The organism is uncultured Pseudokineococcus sp., from assembly GCF_947495735.1.
Lineage (GTDB): Bacteria > Actinomycetota > Actinomycetes > Actinomycetales > Quadrisphaeraceae > Pseudokineococcus.
Genome location: NZ_CANMAA010000013.1, coordinates 1 through 16444, shown reverse-complemented (window position 1 = coordinate 16444; position 16444 = coordinate 1). Strand labels below are relative to the sequence as shown.

Here is a 16444-nt window from a genome sequence, read left to right as displayed (position 1 = left end):
GGTGCTGACCATCGGCGACTTCGCGCGGCTGACGCACCTGAGCGTGCGGACCCTGCGGCGCTACCACGAGGCCGGTCTGCTGGAACCCGCCCGGGTGGGCTCCAGCAGTGGATACCGGTACTACGAGCCTTCCCAGATCCCCACCGCGCAGGTCATCGCCCGGCTGCGGGAGCTGGACGTCCCTCTGGCCGAGGTGCGCCAGATCCTGCTGGCACCGGACCCGGGCACGCGCTCGGCCCTGGTCGCTCAGCACCTCGACCGGCTCGAGACCCAGCTCGCCCGCACCCAGGCGGCGGTCGGGTCCCTGCAGCGGCTCCTGCGCCCGGACCCGGACGTCCTGGACGTCGAGCTGGTCCGGACGCCAGCGCGTGCCGCCGCCGCCGTCGAGGCCACGGTCGGCTGCGATGAGGTCCTCGACTGGTACGCCGGCGCGATGGCCGAGCTGCACGCCGTCGTCCACGCGCCAGCGGGACCCGCCGGTGGCCTCTACGACAACGCCTTGTTCACTGACGACCGGGGGCACGCGCTGGTCTACCTGCCCGTCGCCGGGCCCGTGCCCCGCGTCGGGCGGGTGCACGGAGTCGAGCTGGCCGCCGTCGAGCTCGCGGCCACGGTCCACCACGGCACCCACGACACCATCGACGTCACCTACGGCGAGCTCGGTCGGTGGGTCAGCGAGCACGCGCTCGTCGTCGCCGGCCCCGTGCACGAGACCTACCTCGTCGGCCCCCGCGAGACCCCGGCCCCCGACCAGTGGCGCACCCAGATCGGCTGGCCGGTCTTCAGCCTCGCCGACGCCGCCGGCGCGGCGCCGACGACGAGCACCGCACGGGACGCCGAGGCGCCACCGCCGTCCGTCAGCCGCACGACGACGAAGACCTCGGCGACCGGGACCCTGCGATGACCCGCGCCTGGCCGCCCACCCCGCTGCCCTCGCTGGCCGGCCACCACGTCGTCATCACCGGCGGCACTGGTGGCATCGGGCTGCGGACCGCGCAGGCCCTCGCCGCCGCCGGGGCCTCGGTGACCGTAGGAGCGCGCAGCCACCGCAAGGGCGAGGAGGCGACCGCCGCTATTCGCGCCGCAGCGGGCGGCGCGGCGACGGTCGCCCACCACATGCTGCTCGACCTGGCCGACCTCGACTCGGTGCGCGCCTGCGCCACCGAGCTGGCTCGCCGCGGCGATCCCATCGACGTGCTCGTCAACTGCGCCGGCGTGATGGCCATCCCGGAGCGGGAGCTGACGACCGATGGCTTCGAACGGCACTGGGGCACCAACCACCTCGGGCACTTCGCCCTCACCGGGCTCCTGCTCCCGCTCATGGGCACGAGGCGGCGCAGCCGGGTCGTCACCGTCAGCGCCCAAGCCGCCCGCACCGCCCGCCTGGACCCCGACGACTGGCAGTCCGAGCGGTCCTACGCCCCGATGCGGGCGTACAGCCGCTCCAAGCTGGCCAACATCCTCTTCGCGGTCGAGCTGAACCAGCACGTCAGCGGCGCCGACGTCCTGAGCTTGCCCGTGCACCCAGGCACCGCCCAGACAGGCATCCAGCAGCACCAACGCGGAGCGGTCACCAAGTGGGCCGGCCGGCAGATCATGCGGGTGCTCGGACAGCCCCTCGACCGGGTCGCCGAACCCCTCACCTACGCCGCCACGGCCCCCACCCCCCGCACGGATCGCCTCATCACGCCCAGCGGGCTCCTCGAGCTCGGAGGACCACCACACCTCGCCGACCTGCCACCTGCAGCCCACGACACCGACCTGCGCCAGATGCTGTGGCAGGACTCGACCCGCCTCACCGACGTCCCCTACTGAGGTAGTCAGAACCGTCCCAGTCGCCGATCCCGAGTGGGATGGTCAGCCCGCAGCATCGAGCAGGACGGGAGCGTGTGCTGATGCCGTGGAGACCGCCCTCAGCAAGGCCAGGAGACCTCGACTCTCGGCTGGCCCCCTTTCGAGAGCGCGGCGGGCGTCTGCATCGCAGCGACGGACAGCTGGTCGGCGAGGTCTACTTGCAGCCGATCGTCTACTGGACGAGCCGCGGCCTGCTGTGGTGGCGCCGCTGGACGGACCCGGACGAGCACGTGCACGGGCTCCTCTTCTACGCCGACGGCCGCTTCGACGACTTCTACGAGTACGGGGAAGGGCTCGAGGAGGACCTGCAGCTTTGGCCCAGCGGCACCTTCCGGCTCCACGGCGAGGACCTGCAGGTCTTCTGGCTCGACGACGAGGCATCGCGCGCCCTGCGTCAGCGAGAGGGCCTCGACGTAGCGGTCTACTAGCAAACCAAGCATCCGGTTGAGGTCCCCCGGACGCCCAGGCCTGACCACGAGAGAGGCAGCTGGCTCCGGCGTCAGGGCTGGCCTCGGCGGTCTCCCGGGCTGCCGCGGCCGGTGGCTGCGCGATCCAGCTGGTTCATGACGTCGATGGCGATGCCCTGAGCGTCGTGCGTGGCCGTTGGGTCCCGTGGGTGGAGGTCTGCGTCGAGGTCGATTGCGAGGCGCTCGAGTAGGTCTTTCCACTGTGGATGGGCGTGGTCGAGGGCGACTGCGGCCTGACGGACAGCCGTGTGCAGCTCCTCGGGGGTGGTGGCTGCGGTGGTGAGTCCGTCGCGGTGGGCTCGTAGGCCGGTGACGAGACGGGCGAGGTGCTCGTCCTGGGTGAGCGCGTGGTGCATGTCCGGGAGCGGGCCGCTGGTCCTGGGCGGCGGCGCGGGCGGGGGCGCCGGCTGCTGCCGGCGCACGCGCGCGAGGAGCCGGCGGTGCAAGGGGACGTAGCTCCAGCTGTGCAGTTCGGCCGCGGCGCGGACGTCGAGGTCGGCCAGGACCGCGTCGGCGTGGGGGTCTCCTCCGGCGGCGCCGGTGGGCCAGTGCAGTCCGCGCAGGGTCGAGGTGGCGGTCCAGTGCCGCCCCCACCGGTGCCGGCAGGAGTGCTCGTAGGCGGCCCGTTCGGCGGGGGTGCAGGCGGTGGGGGACAGGTAGCCCCAGCGGCCGGCTTCGTCGAGGTGGCCGTCGAGGCGGTAGGCGTGGGCGAGGAGGGCGCGGGCGGGTATCGACCGGGGCACGTGGGCGAGGTAGCTCTTCAGGCGGGTCCTGGCGGTGGTGGTCCGTCCGGTGCGTAGGTCGGCGCGTGCCCGGTCGAAGACGTCGCCGCGCTCTTCGGTGCTCATCTCCGGGCCCTGCCCTCGGCAGGCGGCGACGGCGCGGAGAAGCGGCGGACGCCGAGCTCTCGGGCGGTGCGCAGGAAGCGTGGGTCCAGGCTCTCGGGGCGCCCGACGACGCGGAGCTCGTCGAGAGTCAGCTGCTCGAGGGCGTCGATGTCGTCGACGGCGTAGCACTCCTCCAGGAACAGGCGCCGGAGCGCAGGGGAGCGGGTGAGTTGGGCGAAGGAGGTCAGCGGGGTCCGCCCGTACAGGGACAGGCTGGCCAGCCGGGTGTAGGCGGCGACGCCGGTCAGGTCCAGGTCCTTGCCGCCGGCGATCTGCAGCGAGGTGAGGGTGTCGGCGCAGGCCAGGTCCGGCACGGTGGCGAGTTTGCGCGCGCTGAGCAGCCGCAGGTCGGTCAGGGGCGCGGTGAGGCGGGCCGCGAGGTCTCGGGGTGGTTGCTCGAGCATCAGGGTGGTGAGGGCCGGGGAAGCCAGGACGGGGTCGAGCGCGGGGAACCACGGTCCGGCGTACTCGCGCAGGGTGGACGCCGTCTGGGTCAGCGGCGGGTTCCTGGCGTGCGGGCGCCCGACGAGGGTGAGGCTTCGCAGGCTGGTGAAGTGCTGCAGCGCGCTGAGGTCCTCGCATTCGTAGCCGAAGACGAGCAGCTCTTCCACGCGATCGGCGATCGGCGTCAGCCAGTTCAGGCTCTGGTGTCCCTCGGGCATCTGCAGGACGCCGACGCGCTTAGTGACCCGAGCCAGGGCGCGCAGGTACCCGGGTCGGGGCGCGACACCGCCGTCGACGACGACGTGTGGACGGCCGCCGTCCAGGCTCAACCGGCACGAGGGCAGCACCGGCCCACCATCGCAGTCCGTCCGAGATGTCAGGCGCCTTTCAACCGCACACCACCGTCCGGACGACGTGACCGGATGAGGATCGGCTGCTGGGACGCGCAGGTCGGGTGGCACCTGCTCGTGCGACCAGCTCTGACGGCAGTCACGGCTCGGCAGGGGGCGTAGTGGTCGGCGGGAGGGCGTGGAGCGTCGTCCACGCCGTGTCGAGGGCGGCTTCCAGGGGCCAGGTCGCCCGTTCGGGCTGGCTGAGCAGGAGTCCGCCCTGGATGGCGGCAAGCACGGAGGTGGCGAGCCGCTCCGCGTCGGCGCCCGGGTCGATGTGGCCGGCGGCCTGCATGCGGCGGACCCCGTCGGCGAGGCGGGTGCGCCACGACGTCCACGCCTCGCGCAGGAACGCGGCGGTCTCGGCGTCCGCGGCGGCCATCTGGGCGGTCAGCGACCCGATGGGGCAGGCCCAGCGACCCCGGTCGAAGTAGTACTCCTCCAGCCCGCGGCGCCACGCGGCCCAGGACTCCCACGTCGACAGGTCGGACAGGTGCGGCTCCTGCGCGGCGAGCAGCTGCTCGCCCTCCCACACCGCGACGGCGCGCACGAGCTCGGCCTTGCCGCCGGGGAAGTAGTGGAAGAGCTGGCTCTTGCTGGTCAGGGTCTCGGCGCGGACGTCGTCCAGGCTCGTGCCGTCGATGCCGGCGTCGAGGATCCGCAGCGCCGTCGCCTCGACGATCCGCTGGCGCGTGCGCCGTCCCTTGTCCGTCAGCTCCGCCACCCCTCCAGCGTAGGTGTCTGGACCGTTAGGTCCAGTCCTGCTAGTAATGGACCATGCAGTCCAACAGCGAGCTCCTCCGGTCCCTGCCCCGTGACACCCGGCTGGCGGACCGAACCGCCGTCGTCACCGGCTCCTCCAGCGGCATCGGCGAGGCCGTCGCCCGCGTGCTCGCGGCCTCCGGCGCCGAGGTCGTCATCACCGGCCGCGACACCGCCCGTGTCCAGGCGGTCGCCGAGGCCGTTCGCGCCGACGGCGGCGCCGCGCACGCCGTGACGGCCGACCTGGGCGCCTCGCCCGAGGCCGTCCGGGCCTTCGCCCGTGAGGCGACCGCCGCACTGGGCGGCCGGGTCGACGTCATGGTCAACAACGCCGGCGTCTACCCCGTCGCGCCCACCGCGGCGACCTCCGACGCCGACCTCGAGGCCGTGTGGGCCACCAACATCCGCGCTCCGCACGTGCTGGTAGCCGCGCTGGCGCCCGCGATGGCCGAGCGGGGCAGCGGCTCGATCGTCACCGTGGGGTCGTGGATGGCCCGCACCGGCGTCCCGTTCGGCGCCGTGTACGCGGCGAGCAGGGCCGCCGTCGAGCAGTTCACCCGCACCTGGGCCGCCGAGTACGGCCCGTCCGGGGTGCGCGTGAACACCGTCGCGCCGGGCGCCACCGCCACCCCGGGCAACGCCGGCTCCGAGGCGGTCCTGGCCGCGATGACCTCGACCACCCCCGCGGGGCAGCCGGTGCGGCCGGTCGACATCGCCACCGCCGTGCGCTGGCTCGTCACCGACGAGGCCGCGTTCGTCCACGGCGCCCTGCTCGACGTCGACGGCGGCCTGTCCGCGACCCGCTTCCTCGGCGCCGCCTGAGCCATGACGTCGCCCGTGTCCGCCACGTCTACACCCACGACGCAGACCTCGGGAGGGCACGTGCTCGCACGGCTCCACGGCAAGACCGCGTTGATCACCGGCGCCACCAGCGGCATCGGCCGTGTCACCGCCCTGCGTCTCGCCGCCGAGGGGGCGCACGTGGCTGTCGGCGGTCGCGACGCCCGGCGCGGGGCCGCCGTGGTCGCCGAGATCACCGCCGCCGGCGGTCGCGCGGTGTTCGTCCCCGCCGACCTCGACGGCACCAGGGCCACCTCCCGCGACATCGCCGACCGCGCCGAGGCGGCCTCCCGGGGGCCGTGTCGACGTCCTGGTCAACAGCGCCGCGGTGGTCGCGGTGGCCACCACCGCCGAGACGACCGAGGCCCAGCTCGCCGCGGCGTGGGCGGTCGACGTCACCGGCCCCTTCTTCCTGGTGGCCCGCCTCGCCCCGGTGATGGCCGCCCGCGCGGTGGCGCCGTCATCAGCATCAGCTCCTGGATGGCCCAGGGCGGCACCACCTTCGTGCCCGCCTGCTCCGCGTCCAAGGCCGCCGCCGACGCGCTGACCCGGAACTGGGCCGCGGAGCTCGGGCCCGCCGGGGTCCGCGTCAACACCGTCAGCCCTGGAGTGGTGCGACCGGTCGACGACCCCGGCGACCCGGGCTGGCCCGCTGTCGTCGGCACACCCCTGGGTGCTTTCGTCCGCCCCGAGCAGGTCGCCGCTGCGGTGGCCTACCTCGCCAGCGACGACGCCACCGGGGTCCACGGCGTCCGCCTCGACGTCGACGGCGGCAGGACCAGCACTGCCGTCATCGCCGGCTGAGCCTCGCAGCAGTTCCCCCCACCCCATCGGTTGTGGAAGGGTCCGGCGCCCTCGCCGCCGTCGTCCAGCGGGTCAGCCGTGCCAGAGGCGGGTCGACCAGCAGGCACCCAGGGTCGGGTGTCAGCAGCTCGTCGGCAGTCCCCGCGCTGAGGTGGTCAGTCGAGGATCCAGATCCACAGCTCGTCCCCCCAGGTGATCAGCAGGACGAGCAGCATCAGGGCGAGCACGACGGTGCTGACGGCGAGGGCGTCGACAGCGTCCCGCGCGCCCCGAGACGCCCGGAGCGACGCCAGGGCTGCTGCCGCGCTCGCCAGCACCGCGAAGGGACCGAACGGCACGGCGAGCACCATGACGACCATGAGCACGTGGGCGACCCCCTGCGGCAGCGCATCAGGCAGGTCGCGGCCCGCGACGCCGTAGGCCCCTTCCCCGTCGGTCCAGGTCACTCCGGCGTCCATGAGGCCGAGGACGAAGAAGGCGTGGCTGCCCAGCACGACCAGGGTCACCACGAGGGCGCCGACCGACACCCAGGTCGGCATGAGACGGACCCTGGGGACGCCCGCTGACGTGGCTGCGTGTGCCGATGTCGGACGCAGACCGTGCGCGGGGCCAGCCATGCCCGGAGTGTGGTCCGACTGGGACACGCGGTGTCAAGGGCGACGGCGTCCCTCCGGGATCGTCCTGGCCGGCGGTCGACGGTCTCCGGGGGCGTCGCCGCACCCACCTCGGAGGTGCTGTCGTCTTCGCACCAGGGGCACGAGCAGAGCCAGCGGCACGGGCGGTTCCACGGACAGCTCCGCGACCGGGGCGGTGATCGGCCGGCGGTCAGTGATCAGCGCTGCGCCAGAAGTCGGCGAGCTCGGCGCCGAGCTCGCCCGGTACCTGGAAGGGCAGGGAGTGGCTGGTCCCGGGCCACACCCGCACCGTCGGGTCCGGCAGGTGCGTGCGCGCGGTGCGCGCCGCGGCGCGTCCGCCGGCGAGGGACTCCGCGCCGCCGATCGCCACGTAGACCGGCATCGTGAGCCGGGCGAGGTCGGTGTCGTCCAGGACCGCGGGGGTGGGCAGCTTCGCGGTGTACTGCTCGGCGCCGACGTCGATCATGCGGGTCAGCGGGTCGTCGGCGGTTGCTGAGCGGCCGCCGAGGTCTCCACGGGGTTCCTCGTCGGTGCCGCCGATCCGGCGCAGGGCTTCGTCGCGCCAGGACCGAGGTGCGGGCAGCAGGACGAGCGCGGACCAGAGGTAGATGCTGGCCGGCGGGGAGCCGAGGGTGAAGACGGGCTCCAGCAGGGCCAGGCTCGCCACCCGGTCGGGACGGGTCCGGGCGTAGGCGGCCGCCGTCGCGCCGCCGAAGGAGTGGCCGACGAGGTGGACCGGCGCGCCGGGGGAGACGTCGTCGAGGACGTCGTCGAGCCAGGCGGCCTGGTCGGCCGTGCTGGTGATGGGGACGGTCTGGGCGGAGAGGCCGGCATCACCCAGGGCGTCCACGGCGAGGACCCGCCGGTGGCCGAGGAGAGCCGGCAGGTTGTCCCGCCACATCGGGGCGCCGCTGGTCCGGCCCGGCAGGAGCAGCACCGGGGGCGCTGCGTCGGCGACGGGCTGGGACGGCGAGGCCGACCACTCGTAGACCCGGACGCTGCCGTATGCGGTGGGCACGTCCGTCGTGCTGGACGGGGCGGGCAGCTGCTGCAGGACCTGCTCGTAGGCGTCGAGGTAGTCCGCGCGGCCGGCCGCCGTGCGGAAGTGGCCGACCTGCGCCTCGCCGGGCACGACCAGCCCGACCAGTGCGATCACGGCCAGGACGACGACGACCGCACGCAGCAACCGGCGACCCCTCCGGGCCCAGCCGGCTCTGCGTGACGGAGCGCCCACGGATTCAATACGCCCGTACTGCATGGAGGCACGCTAGGAGGCGGTCATCCCCCGTGGCAAGTCATCTGTATTGCTACCGTGGCGTCGTGCCGCCGTCTACCGACCACGACGCCCGCCGCCGGGCCATCGCCCACGCGGTGTGGGCGACGGTCAGCGAGCACGGGATCGAGGGGACCACCATGCGTCGGGTGGCTGCGGCCGGGAGCATCTCGGTGGGGCGGATCCAGCACTACTTCCCCAGCCGGGAGGAGATGCTCCGCTTCTCCTGCCGGGCCATGGTCGACCTCGCCGCCACCACCTCCGCGCCGGCAGGGGACGCCTCCTCGGCTCCCACCGGATCGGCCGCCGAGCTCGGGGGGTCCTGGGACCAGGTGCGCACGCTGCTGGGCCGCTCCTTCGACCAGTCCACGCCCTTCCGGCTCGGCGCTCGGGTGTGGGCCGCCTTCGTCGCCCACTCCGTGGTCGACGCCCACATCGCTGACGTCGTCGTCCAGGCTCAGACCGGGCTCGAGGACGAGGTCGCGCGTCTGCTCGGCCACGCCGGTCATGACCCCGAGGGCGCCCGGCACCTGGTCGCCCTCGCCGACGGGCTGGCGCTGCGCACGCTCACCGGCGCGCTGACCACCGACGAGGCCGTCCGGGAGCTGGACCTCGCCCTCGCCAGGGCGTGAGGGGCGCAGGTCGGATCCGCTCGTCGACGCGTGACCGGCTGCGGCCGTGGTCGAGATGTTCGGCTGCCCGAGGAGGCGCCGGTGGCACGGGCCTGCCCGGCCGACGCCGACCTCCGGGTCAGGCTGGTTCTCCTCCTCCCGCGGGAGGAGGAGACCAGGTGCAGGTCTCCTCCACCAGCAGGTGCCGGGTGCGCGACCCCTCTCCTTAGCGTCGCCGGCGGGTGCCCAGCAGGGCGGTCGAGCGACGACAGGGAGACGTGATGATCGAGGTGGAGGCGCTGACCAAGCGCTACGGCAGGGCGGCAGCGGTGGACGGGCTGACCTTCACCGCCCGGCCCGGGACGGTCACGGGCTTCCTCGGGCCCAACGGTGCGGGCAAGTCGACGACGATGCGCGTCGTCGTCGGGCTCGAGCGCCCGACGTCCGGCACGGCGAGGGTCGACGGCCGCCGCTACGCCGACCTGCCCGCCCCGATGCGGGCGGTGGGCGTCATGCTCGACGCCCGCTCGGTGCACCCGGGCCGCACGGCGCACAAGCACCTGCTGGCGATGGCGCAGACGCACGGCATCGGCCGGGCGCGCGTGCGCGAGGTCCTCGAGCAGACCGGTCTGGAGCCGGTGGCGCACCGCCGCGCCGGCACGTTCTCGCTCGGGATGGGCCAGCGGCTCGGCATCGCCGGGGCGCTGCTGGGCGACGCCGCGACGCTCGTCCTCGACGAGCCGGTCAACGGCCTGGACCCCGACGGCGTGCTGTGGGTGCGCCGCCTGGTGCGCGAGCTCGCGGCCGAGGGCCGCACGGTGCTCCTCTCCTCGCACCTCATGCACGAGCTCGCGCTGTGCGCCGACCGCGTCGTGGTCATCGGCCGCGGGCGGCTGCTCGCCGACGCCCCGGTCCAGGAGGTCGTCGCCCGCTCCGAGCGCGCCGGCGTCGTGCGGGTGCGGACGAGCGACCCCCAGCCGCTGGCCCGCGAGCTGCTGGCCGCCGGCGCGGACGTGGCACCGCAGGAGGGCGGGGCGCTGCACGTGCGCGGCGCGACGGTCGACGACGTCGGCACCGCCGCGCGCCGGTGCGGCGCGACCGTCCTCGAGCTCGGCGCCGAGTCCGGGACGCTCGAGGAGGCGTACCTGCAGCTGACCCGTGACGCCGTCGAGTACCGCACGGCCGACGACCGGGAAGGTGCCCGATGAGCGCCGCGACCACGGGACCCCACCACAGCCGGGTCGCGTCGACCCCGGCGCCGGGCCCGACCCTCGGACGCGTCGTCGCGGCCGAGTGGACCAAGCTCACCTCGCTGCGCTCCCCGTGGTGGGTCGCCGCCGTGACCGTGGTGGTGACCGGTGCCACTGCCTACCTCGCCGCGCAGGCGTCCTCGAGCGACCCCGGGTACCAGCCCCTCGGTGACCTGACCGTCGGGCTGGTGCTCGCCCAGCTGGGCGCCCTGGTCCTGGGCGTCCTGATGGGAACGGGCGAGTTCCGCACCGGGGCGTTCCGGACGACCTTCGCGGTGGTCCCGCGACGGTGGACGGTGCTCGGCGCGCAGACGCTCGTCATGGCGGCGTTCGCGCTGCTCATGGGGGTGCTCGCGACGGCGGCCAGCGTCCTGGGGATCCTCCCCGCGGCGCGGTCGCGCGGCATCGCCCTCGACCTCACCGCCGGCGACACCCCTGGAGTCCTCCTCGGCATGGTCCTGCTGGTCGTCGGGCTGGCGCTCCTCGGGCAGGCGGTGGGCGCGCTGCTGCGCCGGACGGTCCCGGCCCTGGTGACGACGCTGGGCCTCGTGGTGGTGCTGCCGCTCGTGCTCGGCCTGGCGAGCGACCCGCTGCTGACCGGCGGCGACCCGGCATCTCTCCCCCTCGCCGAGGAGGTCACGGGGACCACGGTCCTCGGCACGCTCGAGGCCCTCACGCCCCTCGCCGCCGGGTTCCTGATGACCGAGCCCGCCTCCGCCACCCCGGTGGCGGGTGCGCCCGACCTCGGCCCGGTGGGCGGCGGTCTGGTCCTCGCGGCCTGGGTCGTCGTCCTGCTCGTGGCGGCGGCCGCGCGGCTGCGGGCGCGGGACGTGCGATGAGGACGGACCCGGCGGGGACCCGGCCGGCCGGCCGCGCCGACCCGGCCCGCAGGGGGCCCACGCCGACCCGGGTGCTCCGCGCCGAGTGGACCAAGCTCGTCAGCGTGCGGTCGAACGCCTGGCTCGCGCTCGGCACCGTCGCGGCCACCGCCGTCACCGCGTCCGGGCTGGGCCTGTTCGTCCGGCCCGAGGACGGCCGGTCGGGCTCCTGGGTCGTGACCTCGGGCTTCGTGGTCGCCCAGGTCGGCTTCCTCGTCCTGGGGGCGCTGGTGGGGACGTCGGAGCACACGACCGGGACGGCCCGGACGACCTTCGCCGCGGTGCCCCGCCGGCTCCTCGTCCTCGCCGGGCAGGTCGGGGTCACGGCGGCGGCGGCGCTCGTGACCGCCCTCGTCGCGCTCGGTGCCTCGTACCTCGCGACGTCACCGGCGCGCGCGGGCGACGCCCCGGCGCTCGACCCGTCCGTGCCCGGGGCGTCCCGTGCCCTGCTGGGCTTCGTGGTCGCGTCCGTCGCGGTCGCGCTGCTCGGGCTGGGCCTCGGTGCGCTGCTGCGCCGTCCCGCCGACACGATCGTCGGCGGGCTGGTGCTCCTGGTCGTCGGCGACCAGCTCCTCGCGGCCAACCCCGGGCGGTTGACCGACACGGTCCGAGCGCTGCTGCCGTCGTCGGGCGCCCGGCTCCTGCAGGACGACGCCGCGCTGGCGGCGCTGGACGCCGCGACCCTGGGGCCCCGGCTCGGGGTGTGGGGCGGCGGAGCGGTCGTCGGGGCCTGGGTCCTCGTGGTGCTCGGTGCGGCGGCGTACCGCCTGCGGCGCCATGACCTCCGCTGAGGGAGCCGGCTCCCGGGAGGTGGCCCGGTCAGCGGAGGTCGTGGCGCCGCCACCGGAGCCCGGCGGCACCGGCCTTCTGGGATGGGACAGTGAGCCGGTGCTGACCCGACCCGCGACCGCGGTGCGGTCGGGACGTCCCGCCGACGAGTCGCTGACCGACGAGCCGCTGACCGAGGAGCAGGTGCGCGGGGGCAGCCCGGTCGCCCGGCTCGTCACCGCCCGCCGCGGGGTCGTGGACGCGACCGTCGCCGTCGCGATCGCGGTGGTCGGACTCGTCGGCTCGGTGTTCGCGGGGGAGGCAGCCCTGGGCGCCGTCGCCCTCGGCCTGTACCCGGAGGACTCCGACGTCGTCGCCCTCGTCCCCGCGACCTGGCTGGTCGGGACCGCGGTCGGTGCGGCGCTGCTGCTCCTGCGGCGAGCCCGACCGATCACGGTCACGGTGCTGCTGACCGTCGCGGTCCTGGCGTCGCTGCTGGTCGGCGGCGTGCTCGGCGTCCTCGGGGTCTGCCTGGCGTGCGCCCTCTGCAGCGTCGCGGCGGACCGCGGCACGAGGACCGCGTGGGCGGTCTTCGGCGGCGTCCTGGTGGTCCTGACGGCCGCGCTGTGGCGCTGGCAGGACCTCGGGCTCCTCGAGGTCATCGGGTGGTTCGGCGCCGCGACCCTGCCGCGCTCGGAGTGGGGCCCCGACCTGCAGGAGCCGCTGTTCTCGGCGGCCGGCCGCACCGCGTCGGTGCTGCTCCTGCTCGCACTGCTGCTGCTGGGGATGGCCGTCGGGTCGGAGGCCCGGTCGCGGCGCCTGCACAGGGCGGACCTGGTCGAGCGCTACCGGACGCTGGTCCGCGAGCGGGACCAGAGCGCCGCGCTCGCGCGCGCCGCCGAGCGCGCGCACATCGCCCGCGAGATGCACGACGTCGTCGCCCACAACCTGTCCGTCATGGTGGCGCTGGCCGACGGCGCCGACGCCGCGTTCGAGCGCGCTCCCGACCGGTCCCGGGACGCCGTGCGGCAGGCCGCGCGGACCGGGCGCTCCGCGCTCGCCGACATGCAGCGCGTCCTCGGGGCGCTGGGACCCGCCGCCGACGACGGCACCGAGCGGCGTCAGGAGCCGGCAGAGGTGGACCTGCCCACCCTCGTCGAGCGGTTGAGGGTCGCGGGCGTCCCCGTGACCGCGTCCGGCCTGGACACCGCGCTGCCGCAGGACACGTCGGTGCGCCTGGCGGTGGTGCGCATCCTGGGGGAGGCGCTGACGAACGTCCTGCGGCACGCGCCGGGCGCCCGTTCCGTCGAGGTGTCGGTGCGGCGCACCCCGACGACGGTCGAGGTCGACGTCGTCGACGCGGGCGGCACGCGCCCCGGCGGCGGCGAGGGCACGGGGCGCGGCGTCGTCGGGATGCGGGAGCGCGCGGCGCTGCTGGGCGGCCACGTCGACGCCGGCCCCCGGCCGGGCGGGGGCTGGCACGTGCACGCGGTCCTGCCGTGGAGCGACGATGACGACCAGGACGGAGGACGGGCGTGACGACGGTGCTGCTCGTGGACGACCAGGCGCTGCTGCGCGTCGGCTTCCGGCTGGTCCTGGAGTCCGAGCCGGACCTCGAGGTGGTCGGCGAGGCCGCCGACGGCCGGGTCGCGCTCGACCAGGTGGCCGCGCTCGCCCCCGACGTCGTCCTCATGGACATCCGCATGCCCGGCATGGACGGCATCGAGGCCACCCGGCGCGTGGTCGCTGACCACCCCGGGTCCCGGGTGCTCGTCCTGACGACGTTCGACGTCGACGACCTCGCGTTCGCCGCGCTGCGCGCCGGCGCGAGCGGCTTCCTGCTGAAGTCCGCGCGTCCCGACGAGCTCGTCGACGCGATCCGCACGGTCGCCGCGGGCACGGCGGTCGTGGCGCCGCGGGTGCTGCGCCGCATGCTCGACCTCTTCGCGCCTCACCTGCCGGCTCCCGGTGAGGCGCTGGTCGACGAGGGCCCGGACCCCCGCCTCGCCGCGCTCACGCCGCGCGAGCACGACGTCCTGCGCCTCATCGCGGAGGGCGCGTCCAACTCCGAGATCGCCGCCGAGCTCGTGGTCTCCGAGACCACGGTGAAGACGCACGTGGGGAACGTGTTCGCCAAGCTCGGCGCCCGAGACCGCGTCCAGGCGGTGATCATCGCGTACGAGTGCGGGGTGGCCGGGAGCGGCGCTGCACGGGGCTGAGCGGACGGGCCCCGCCCGACGGCGGGGGCGGGCGCCGCGTGGGCCCGGGCGAGCACCGCCGGGTCTCCGGCGGCGAGGGCCGCCCGGCCGGCAGGACCCAGAGCGCCTCCAGCAGCAGCAGCTGCTGCGGCGGCGGGCCCGGCCCCGCCCCTGTAGTGACTGGCTGATCTCGTCGTAGGCGCGCACGGCGGACCTGCGACGTCCCACCGTCGCGCCAGCGCCGCCGTCTCACGATCTCGTCGCGATCCTCAGCCGGACCACTTCGCCCGGCCACGGGCCTCGAGGCGACCCTCAGGAGGGCGGGGGAGTGGCCAGGCGGCCGGTGACGGGGAACGCACGACCGGACGGCCTCACCACGGTCGGGGCCGTCCCGCATGACGCACGTGTGCGGACATCGCATCCGGACAGGGCTGCTGGCGACGTCGCCGCGAGGTAGCGCCTCGCCGCAACTGTGACCTGGCCCGTCGCCGGCAGGGGGTCGGCTGCTGGGACGGCGGCACCGAGGAGAGCGGTCGCTGAGGGCCGACCGGGTGACCGCCACGTAACGGCAGAGTTGTCATCAGCGCACGGGGGCGCCCAGCAGGTGCTCGTGCTACGTTCTGCCCACCACATCCCCCACGCCTCTCGACGATGCGCACTTGGGGGATTTTTCTTGCCCGGGGAGGAGCGTCAGTGCCTCGATCGCCCCGGGCCCGCGGCGAGCTGACATACGAGAAGCCGTCGTTGACCCTCGACGAGCTCGTGGCTCGCCTCGCCGACCGAGGCTTGAGCATCCCCGACCCGGACAGGGCTCGTCGGTACCTGCGGCACATCGGTTACTACCGGCTCTCGCCGTACGCGATCCCCTTTCAGCAGGGCGGTCCCGACCACCTGTTCCACGAGGGCGCTGCTTTCGACGACGTCCTCGACCTCTACGTCTTCGATCGAGCACTCCGTCTTGTGGTCATGGACGCGCTTGAGCGCGTCGAGGTAGCCGTGCGTGCGGCGATGACCGACCACATGTCGACGGCGTACGCCGACCCTCACTGGTACGTGGACAGCGCGAACTTCGGCGACATCGGCAAGCACACCAAGCTCTTGCGCATGGTCCAACGCACCTGCGAGGAGCAGCTGGATCGGTCGCCGGAGCAGCCTTCGCGAACCCTGGACGATGGACGACGGGCGCTGGCCCACCCGTCGGCGCTAGAGCACTACCTGACGACGTACGGGCTGCCCGATCTACCGCCCTCGTGGCTGATGGTCGAGACCCTGACCATCGGGCAGCTGAGCAGCGTCTACCGGAACATCAAGCGGAGCTCGGACAGGACCGCCATCGCCAGGAGCATCGGCTTGCCCGCGCGGCTGCTCGAGTCATGGATGCCGACCTACGTGCGCGTGCGCAACATCTGCGCCCACCATGGGCGCTTGTGGAACGTCGGGCTCGGCGTCTACCCAGCCATCCCCAACTCGCGAGCAGTCCCCTGGCTAGAGGGCGAGGACGCTCTCCCCTCAAGATCGACCAGACGGCTGTACCCGGTGCTCGTTTCGCTGCAGGCAGTGCTCGACTCGGTGTCCCCGCGCAGCAGCTGGGCGCAGCGCCTGCATGCACTGCTCCACCCTCGCCCTCCGATGAATCTCGCCGGGATGGGAGTCCCAGAGCACTGGGCAGACGACGGGTTCTGGCGCCGACACCTGGCGTGACTTGGATTGCGCCGGTTGTCGATCGGCTGTGGGACGGCCAGGCAGCGCCGCCGCCGGCGCCGGCGCTGACAGCCGCGCCGGCGGGTGATCGGCTTACGGGCGCCGCCGACGGAGTGCCCCACGTCGTGCAGTAGTCCCCAGCAGGCCCGGTCAGTCCTGTCGCTCGCGACTGTGTCGGGCTGAGAGGAGTGCTGGCGCTCGACGACGTCTCCCCTACTGCTCGTATGTCGGCGGGTCAGGCATTCGGGACGCGCATGGACGACTGGAGGTACTCATGGAGCGAGCCATGGCATGGCTAGGGCTGTCGCGGGCGTCGGTAGACGACGCCGCTGACGGTGGTATCCCGCGCTGGCAGGGCGTCGCTGCGCGGAAGAAGCACACCTCTGGCGCGATCTGCCTCCTCGTCGCGATCGCCACCTTCGTGCTCATGCGGTGGCTCATGCCCGCAGACGACGGCCTCAGCGGTGCGGCTCGGGACTGCTGCACGAGCCGGCGACAGCGGACCCGTGATGCTCGCCGTGACGTGACCGGATGAGGATCGGATGTGGGACGGCCGCGGGGGAGCGGCCGTCAGGTGCTCGAGCGATCGACGGAGCGCCAGTAGGCGGTCGGCTAGCTGTACTGCCCAGGGACGTTGGTCGGGTGAGTGCGACGTGAGCGTGTGAGCGCGTCGTGACGTGGGT

17 protein-coding genes are annotated in these 16444 nt (G+C 74.4%); 12 read left to right on the top strand and 5 right to left on the bottom strand.

Going from position 1 to position 16444, the window contains the following annotated elements:
• Window position 1 precedes the first annotated feature (1 nt).
• From Q0848_RS15035 to Q0848_RS15025, 3 genes are all read left to right on the top strand, one after another.
• Window positions 2-904 (top strand): MerR family transcriptional regulator, encoded by a 903-nt coding sequence (locus Q0848_RS15035; protein WP_299038966.1) that lies wholly within the window; start codon window positions 2-4, stop codon window positions 902-904.
• Window positions 901-1815 carry an SDR family NAD(P)-dependent oxidoreductase gene (locus Q0848_RS15030; protein WP_299038964.1) on the top strand — a complete coding sequence of 305 codons (915 nt, stop codon included), beginning with the start codon at window positions 901-903 and terminating at the stop codon, window positions 1813-1815. The genes Q0848_RS15035 and Q0848_RS15030 overlap by 4 nt, the downstream gene beginning before the upstream one ends.
• 197 nt (window positions 1816-2012) lie before the next feature.
• Window positions 2013-2282 (top strand): hypothetical protein, encoded by a 270-nt coding sequence (locus Q0848_RS15025; RefSeq protein WP_299038962.1) that lies wholly within the window; start codon window positions 2013-2015, stop codon window positions 2280-2282.
• Between the two features lie 71 nt (window positions 2283-2353).
• On the opposite strand, the gene Q0848_RS15020 is transcribed toward Q0848_RS15025, so the two are convergent.
• The 3 genes from Q0848_RS15020 to Q0848_RS15010 all read right to left on the bottom strand — a co-directional run bounded on the left by Q0848_RS15020 (window position 2354) and on the right by Q0848_RS15010 (window position 4765).
• Window positions 2354-3169: a DUF6584 family protein gene (locus Q0848_RS15020; RefSeq protein WP_299038960.1), complete on the bottom strand. Its 816-nt coding sequence runs from the start codon at window positions 3167-3169 to the stop codon at window positions 2354-2356.
• Window positions 3166-3981, bottom strand: a complete 816-nt coding sequence (locus Q0848_RS15015; protein WP_299038958.1) for a hypothetical protein — start codon at window positions 3979-3981, stop codon at window positions 3166-3168. Before Q0848_RS15015 ends, Q0848_RS15020 begins: the two co-directional genes overlap by 4 nt.
• Before the next feature lie 160 nt (window positions 3982-4141).
• The gene (locus Q0848_RS15010; protein WP_299038957.1) at window positions 4142-4765 is read right to left on the bottom strand and encodes a TetR/AcrR family transcriptional regulator; all 624 of its coding nucleotides are present in this window, start codon (window positions 4763-4765) and stop codon (window positions 4142-4144) included.
• Window positions 4766-4818: 53 nt separating this feature from the next.
• Between Q0848_RS15010 and Q0848_RS15005 the strand changes: the two genes are divergently transcribed.
• Both Q0848_RS15005 and Q0848_RS15000 read left to right on the top strand, forming a co-directional pair.
• The gene (locus Q0848_RS15005; RefSeq protein ID WP_299038955.1) at window positions 4819-5625 is read left to right on the top strand and encodes an SDR family NAD(P)-dependent oxidoreductase; all 807 of its coding nucleotides are present in this window, start codon (window positions 4819-4821) and stop codon (window positions 5623-5625) included.
• Window positions 5626-5685: 60 nt separating this feature from the next.
• Window positions 5686-6447, top strand: coding sequence for an SDR family NAD(P)-dependent oxidoreductase (locus Q0848_RS15000; protein ID WP_299038953.1), 762 nt, complete (start codon window positions 5686-5688; stop codon window positions 6445-6447).
• 155 nt (window positions 6448-6602) lie between these two features.
• Here Q0848_RS15000 and Q0848_RS14995 read toward each other — a convergent pair whose 3' ends face one another.
• Both Q0848_RS14995 and Q0848_RS14990 read right to left on the bottom strand, forming a co-directional pair.
• A complete protein-coding gene (locus Q0848_RS14995) occupies window positions 6603-6986 on the bottom strand; it encodes a hypothetical protein (RefSeq protein WP_299038951.1) in 384 nt (127 codons plus the stop codon).
• 286 nt (window positions 6987-7272) lie between these two features.
• The gene (locus Q0848_RS14990; protein WP_299038950.1) at window positions 7273-8238 is read right to left on the bottom strand and encodes an alpha/beta fold hydrolase; all 966 of its coding nucleotides are present in this window, start codon (window positions 8236-8238) and stop codon (window positions 7273-7275) included.
• Window positions 8239-8402: 164 nt separating this feature from the next.
• Here Q0848_RS14990 and Q0848_RS14985 point away from each other — a divergent pair, with 164 nt between their 5' ends.
• The 7 genes from Q0848_RS14985 (at window position 8403) to Q0848_RS14955 (ending at window position 15761) form a co-directional block, all read left to right on the top strand.
• Window positions 8403-8987, top strand: a complete 585-nt coding sequence (locus tag Q0848_RS14985) for a TetR/AcrR family transcriptional regulator (protein WP_299038949.1) — start codon at window positions 8403-8405, stop codon at window positions 8985-8987.
• Window positions 8988-9247: 260 nt separating this feature from the next.
• Complete coding sequence (locus Q0848_RS14980; protein ID WP_299038947.1) at window positions 9248-10174, top strand: ABC transporter ATP-binding protein; 927 nt, start codon at window positions 9248-9250, stop codon at window positions 10172-10174.
• Window positions 10171-11055, top strand: a complete 885-nt coding sequence (locus Q0848_RS14975; RefSeq protein ID WP_299038945.1) for a hypothetical protein — start codon at window positions 10171-10173, stop codon at window positions 11053-11055. The genes Q0848_RS14980 and Q0848_RS14975 overlap by 4 nt, the downstream gene beginning before the upstream one ends.
• Before the next feature lie 71 nt (window positions 11056-11126).
• Entirely contained in the window at window positions 11127-11885 is a 759-nt protein-coding gene (locus Q0848_RS14970) for a hypothetical protein (RefSeq protein WP_299038943.1), read from the top strand.
• A 97-nt stretch (window positions 11886-11982) separates the two neighbouring features.
• Window positions 11983-13401 carry a sensor histidine kinase gene (locus Q0848_RS14965; RefSeq protein WP_299038942.1) on the top strand — a complete coding sequence of 473 codons (1419 nt, stop codon included), beginning with the start codon at window positions 11983-11985 and terminating at the stop codon, window positions 13399-13401.
• Window positions 13398-14081 carry a response regulator transcription factor gene (locus Q0848_RS14960; RefSeq protein WP_299038940.1) on the top strand — a complete coding sequence of 228 codons (684 nt, stop codon included), beginning with the start codon at window positions 13398-13400 and terminating at the stop codon, window positions 14079-14081. Before Q0848_RS14965 ends, Q0848_RS14960 begins: the two co-directional genes overlap by 4 nt.
• Window positions 14082-14804: 723 nt before the next feature.
• Window positions 14805-15761, top strand: coding sequence for an Abi family protein (locus Q0848_RS14955; RefSeq protein ID WP_299038939.1), 957 nt, complete (start codon window positions 14805-14807; stop codon window positions 15759-15761).
• Window positions 15762-16444 lie beyond the last annotated feature (683 nt).

Coding starts and splice junctions, on each gene's coding strand:
- Q0848_RS14980 (WP_299038947.1), top strand. CDS start 9,248: ATGATCGAGGTGGAGGCGCTGACCAAGCGCTACGGCAGGGCGGCAGCG.
- Q0848_RS15005 (WP_299038955.1), top strand. CDS start 4,819: ATGCAGTCCAACAGCGAGCTCCTCCGGTCCCTGCCCCGTGACACCCGG.
- Q0848_RS15030 (WP_299038964.1), top strand. CDS start 901: ATGACCCGCGCCTGGCCGCCCACCCCGCTGCCCTCGCTGGCCGGCCAC.
- Q0848_RS14975 (WP_299038945.1), top strand. CDS start 10,171: ATGAGCGCCGCGACCACGGGACCCCACCACAGCCGGGTCGCGTCGACC.
- Q0848_RS14995 (WP_299038951.1), bottom strand. CDS start 6,986: ATGCCGACCTGGGTGTCGGTCGGCGCCCTCGTGGTGACCCTGGTCGTG.
- Q0848_RS15020 (WP_299038960.1), bottom strand. CDS start 3,169: ATGAGCACCGAAGAGCGCGGCGACGTCTTCGACCGGGCACGCGCCGAC.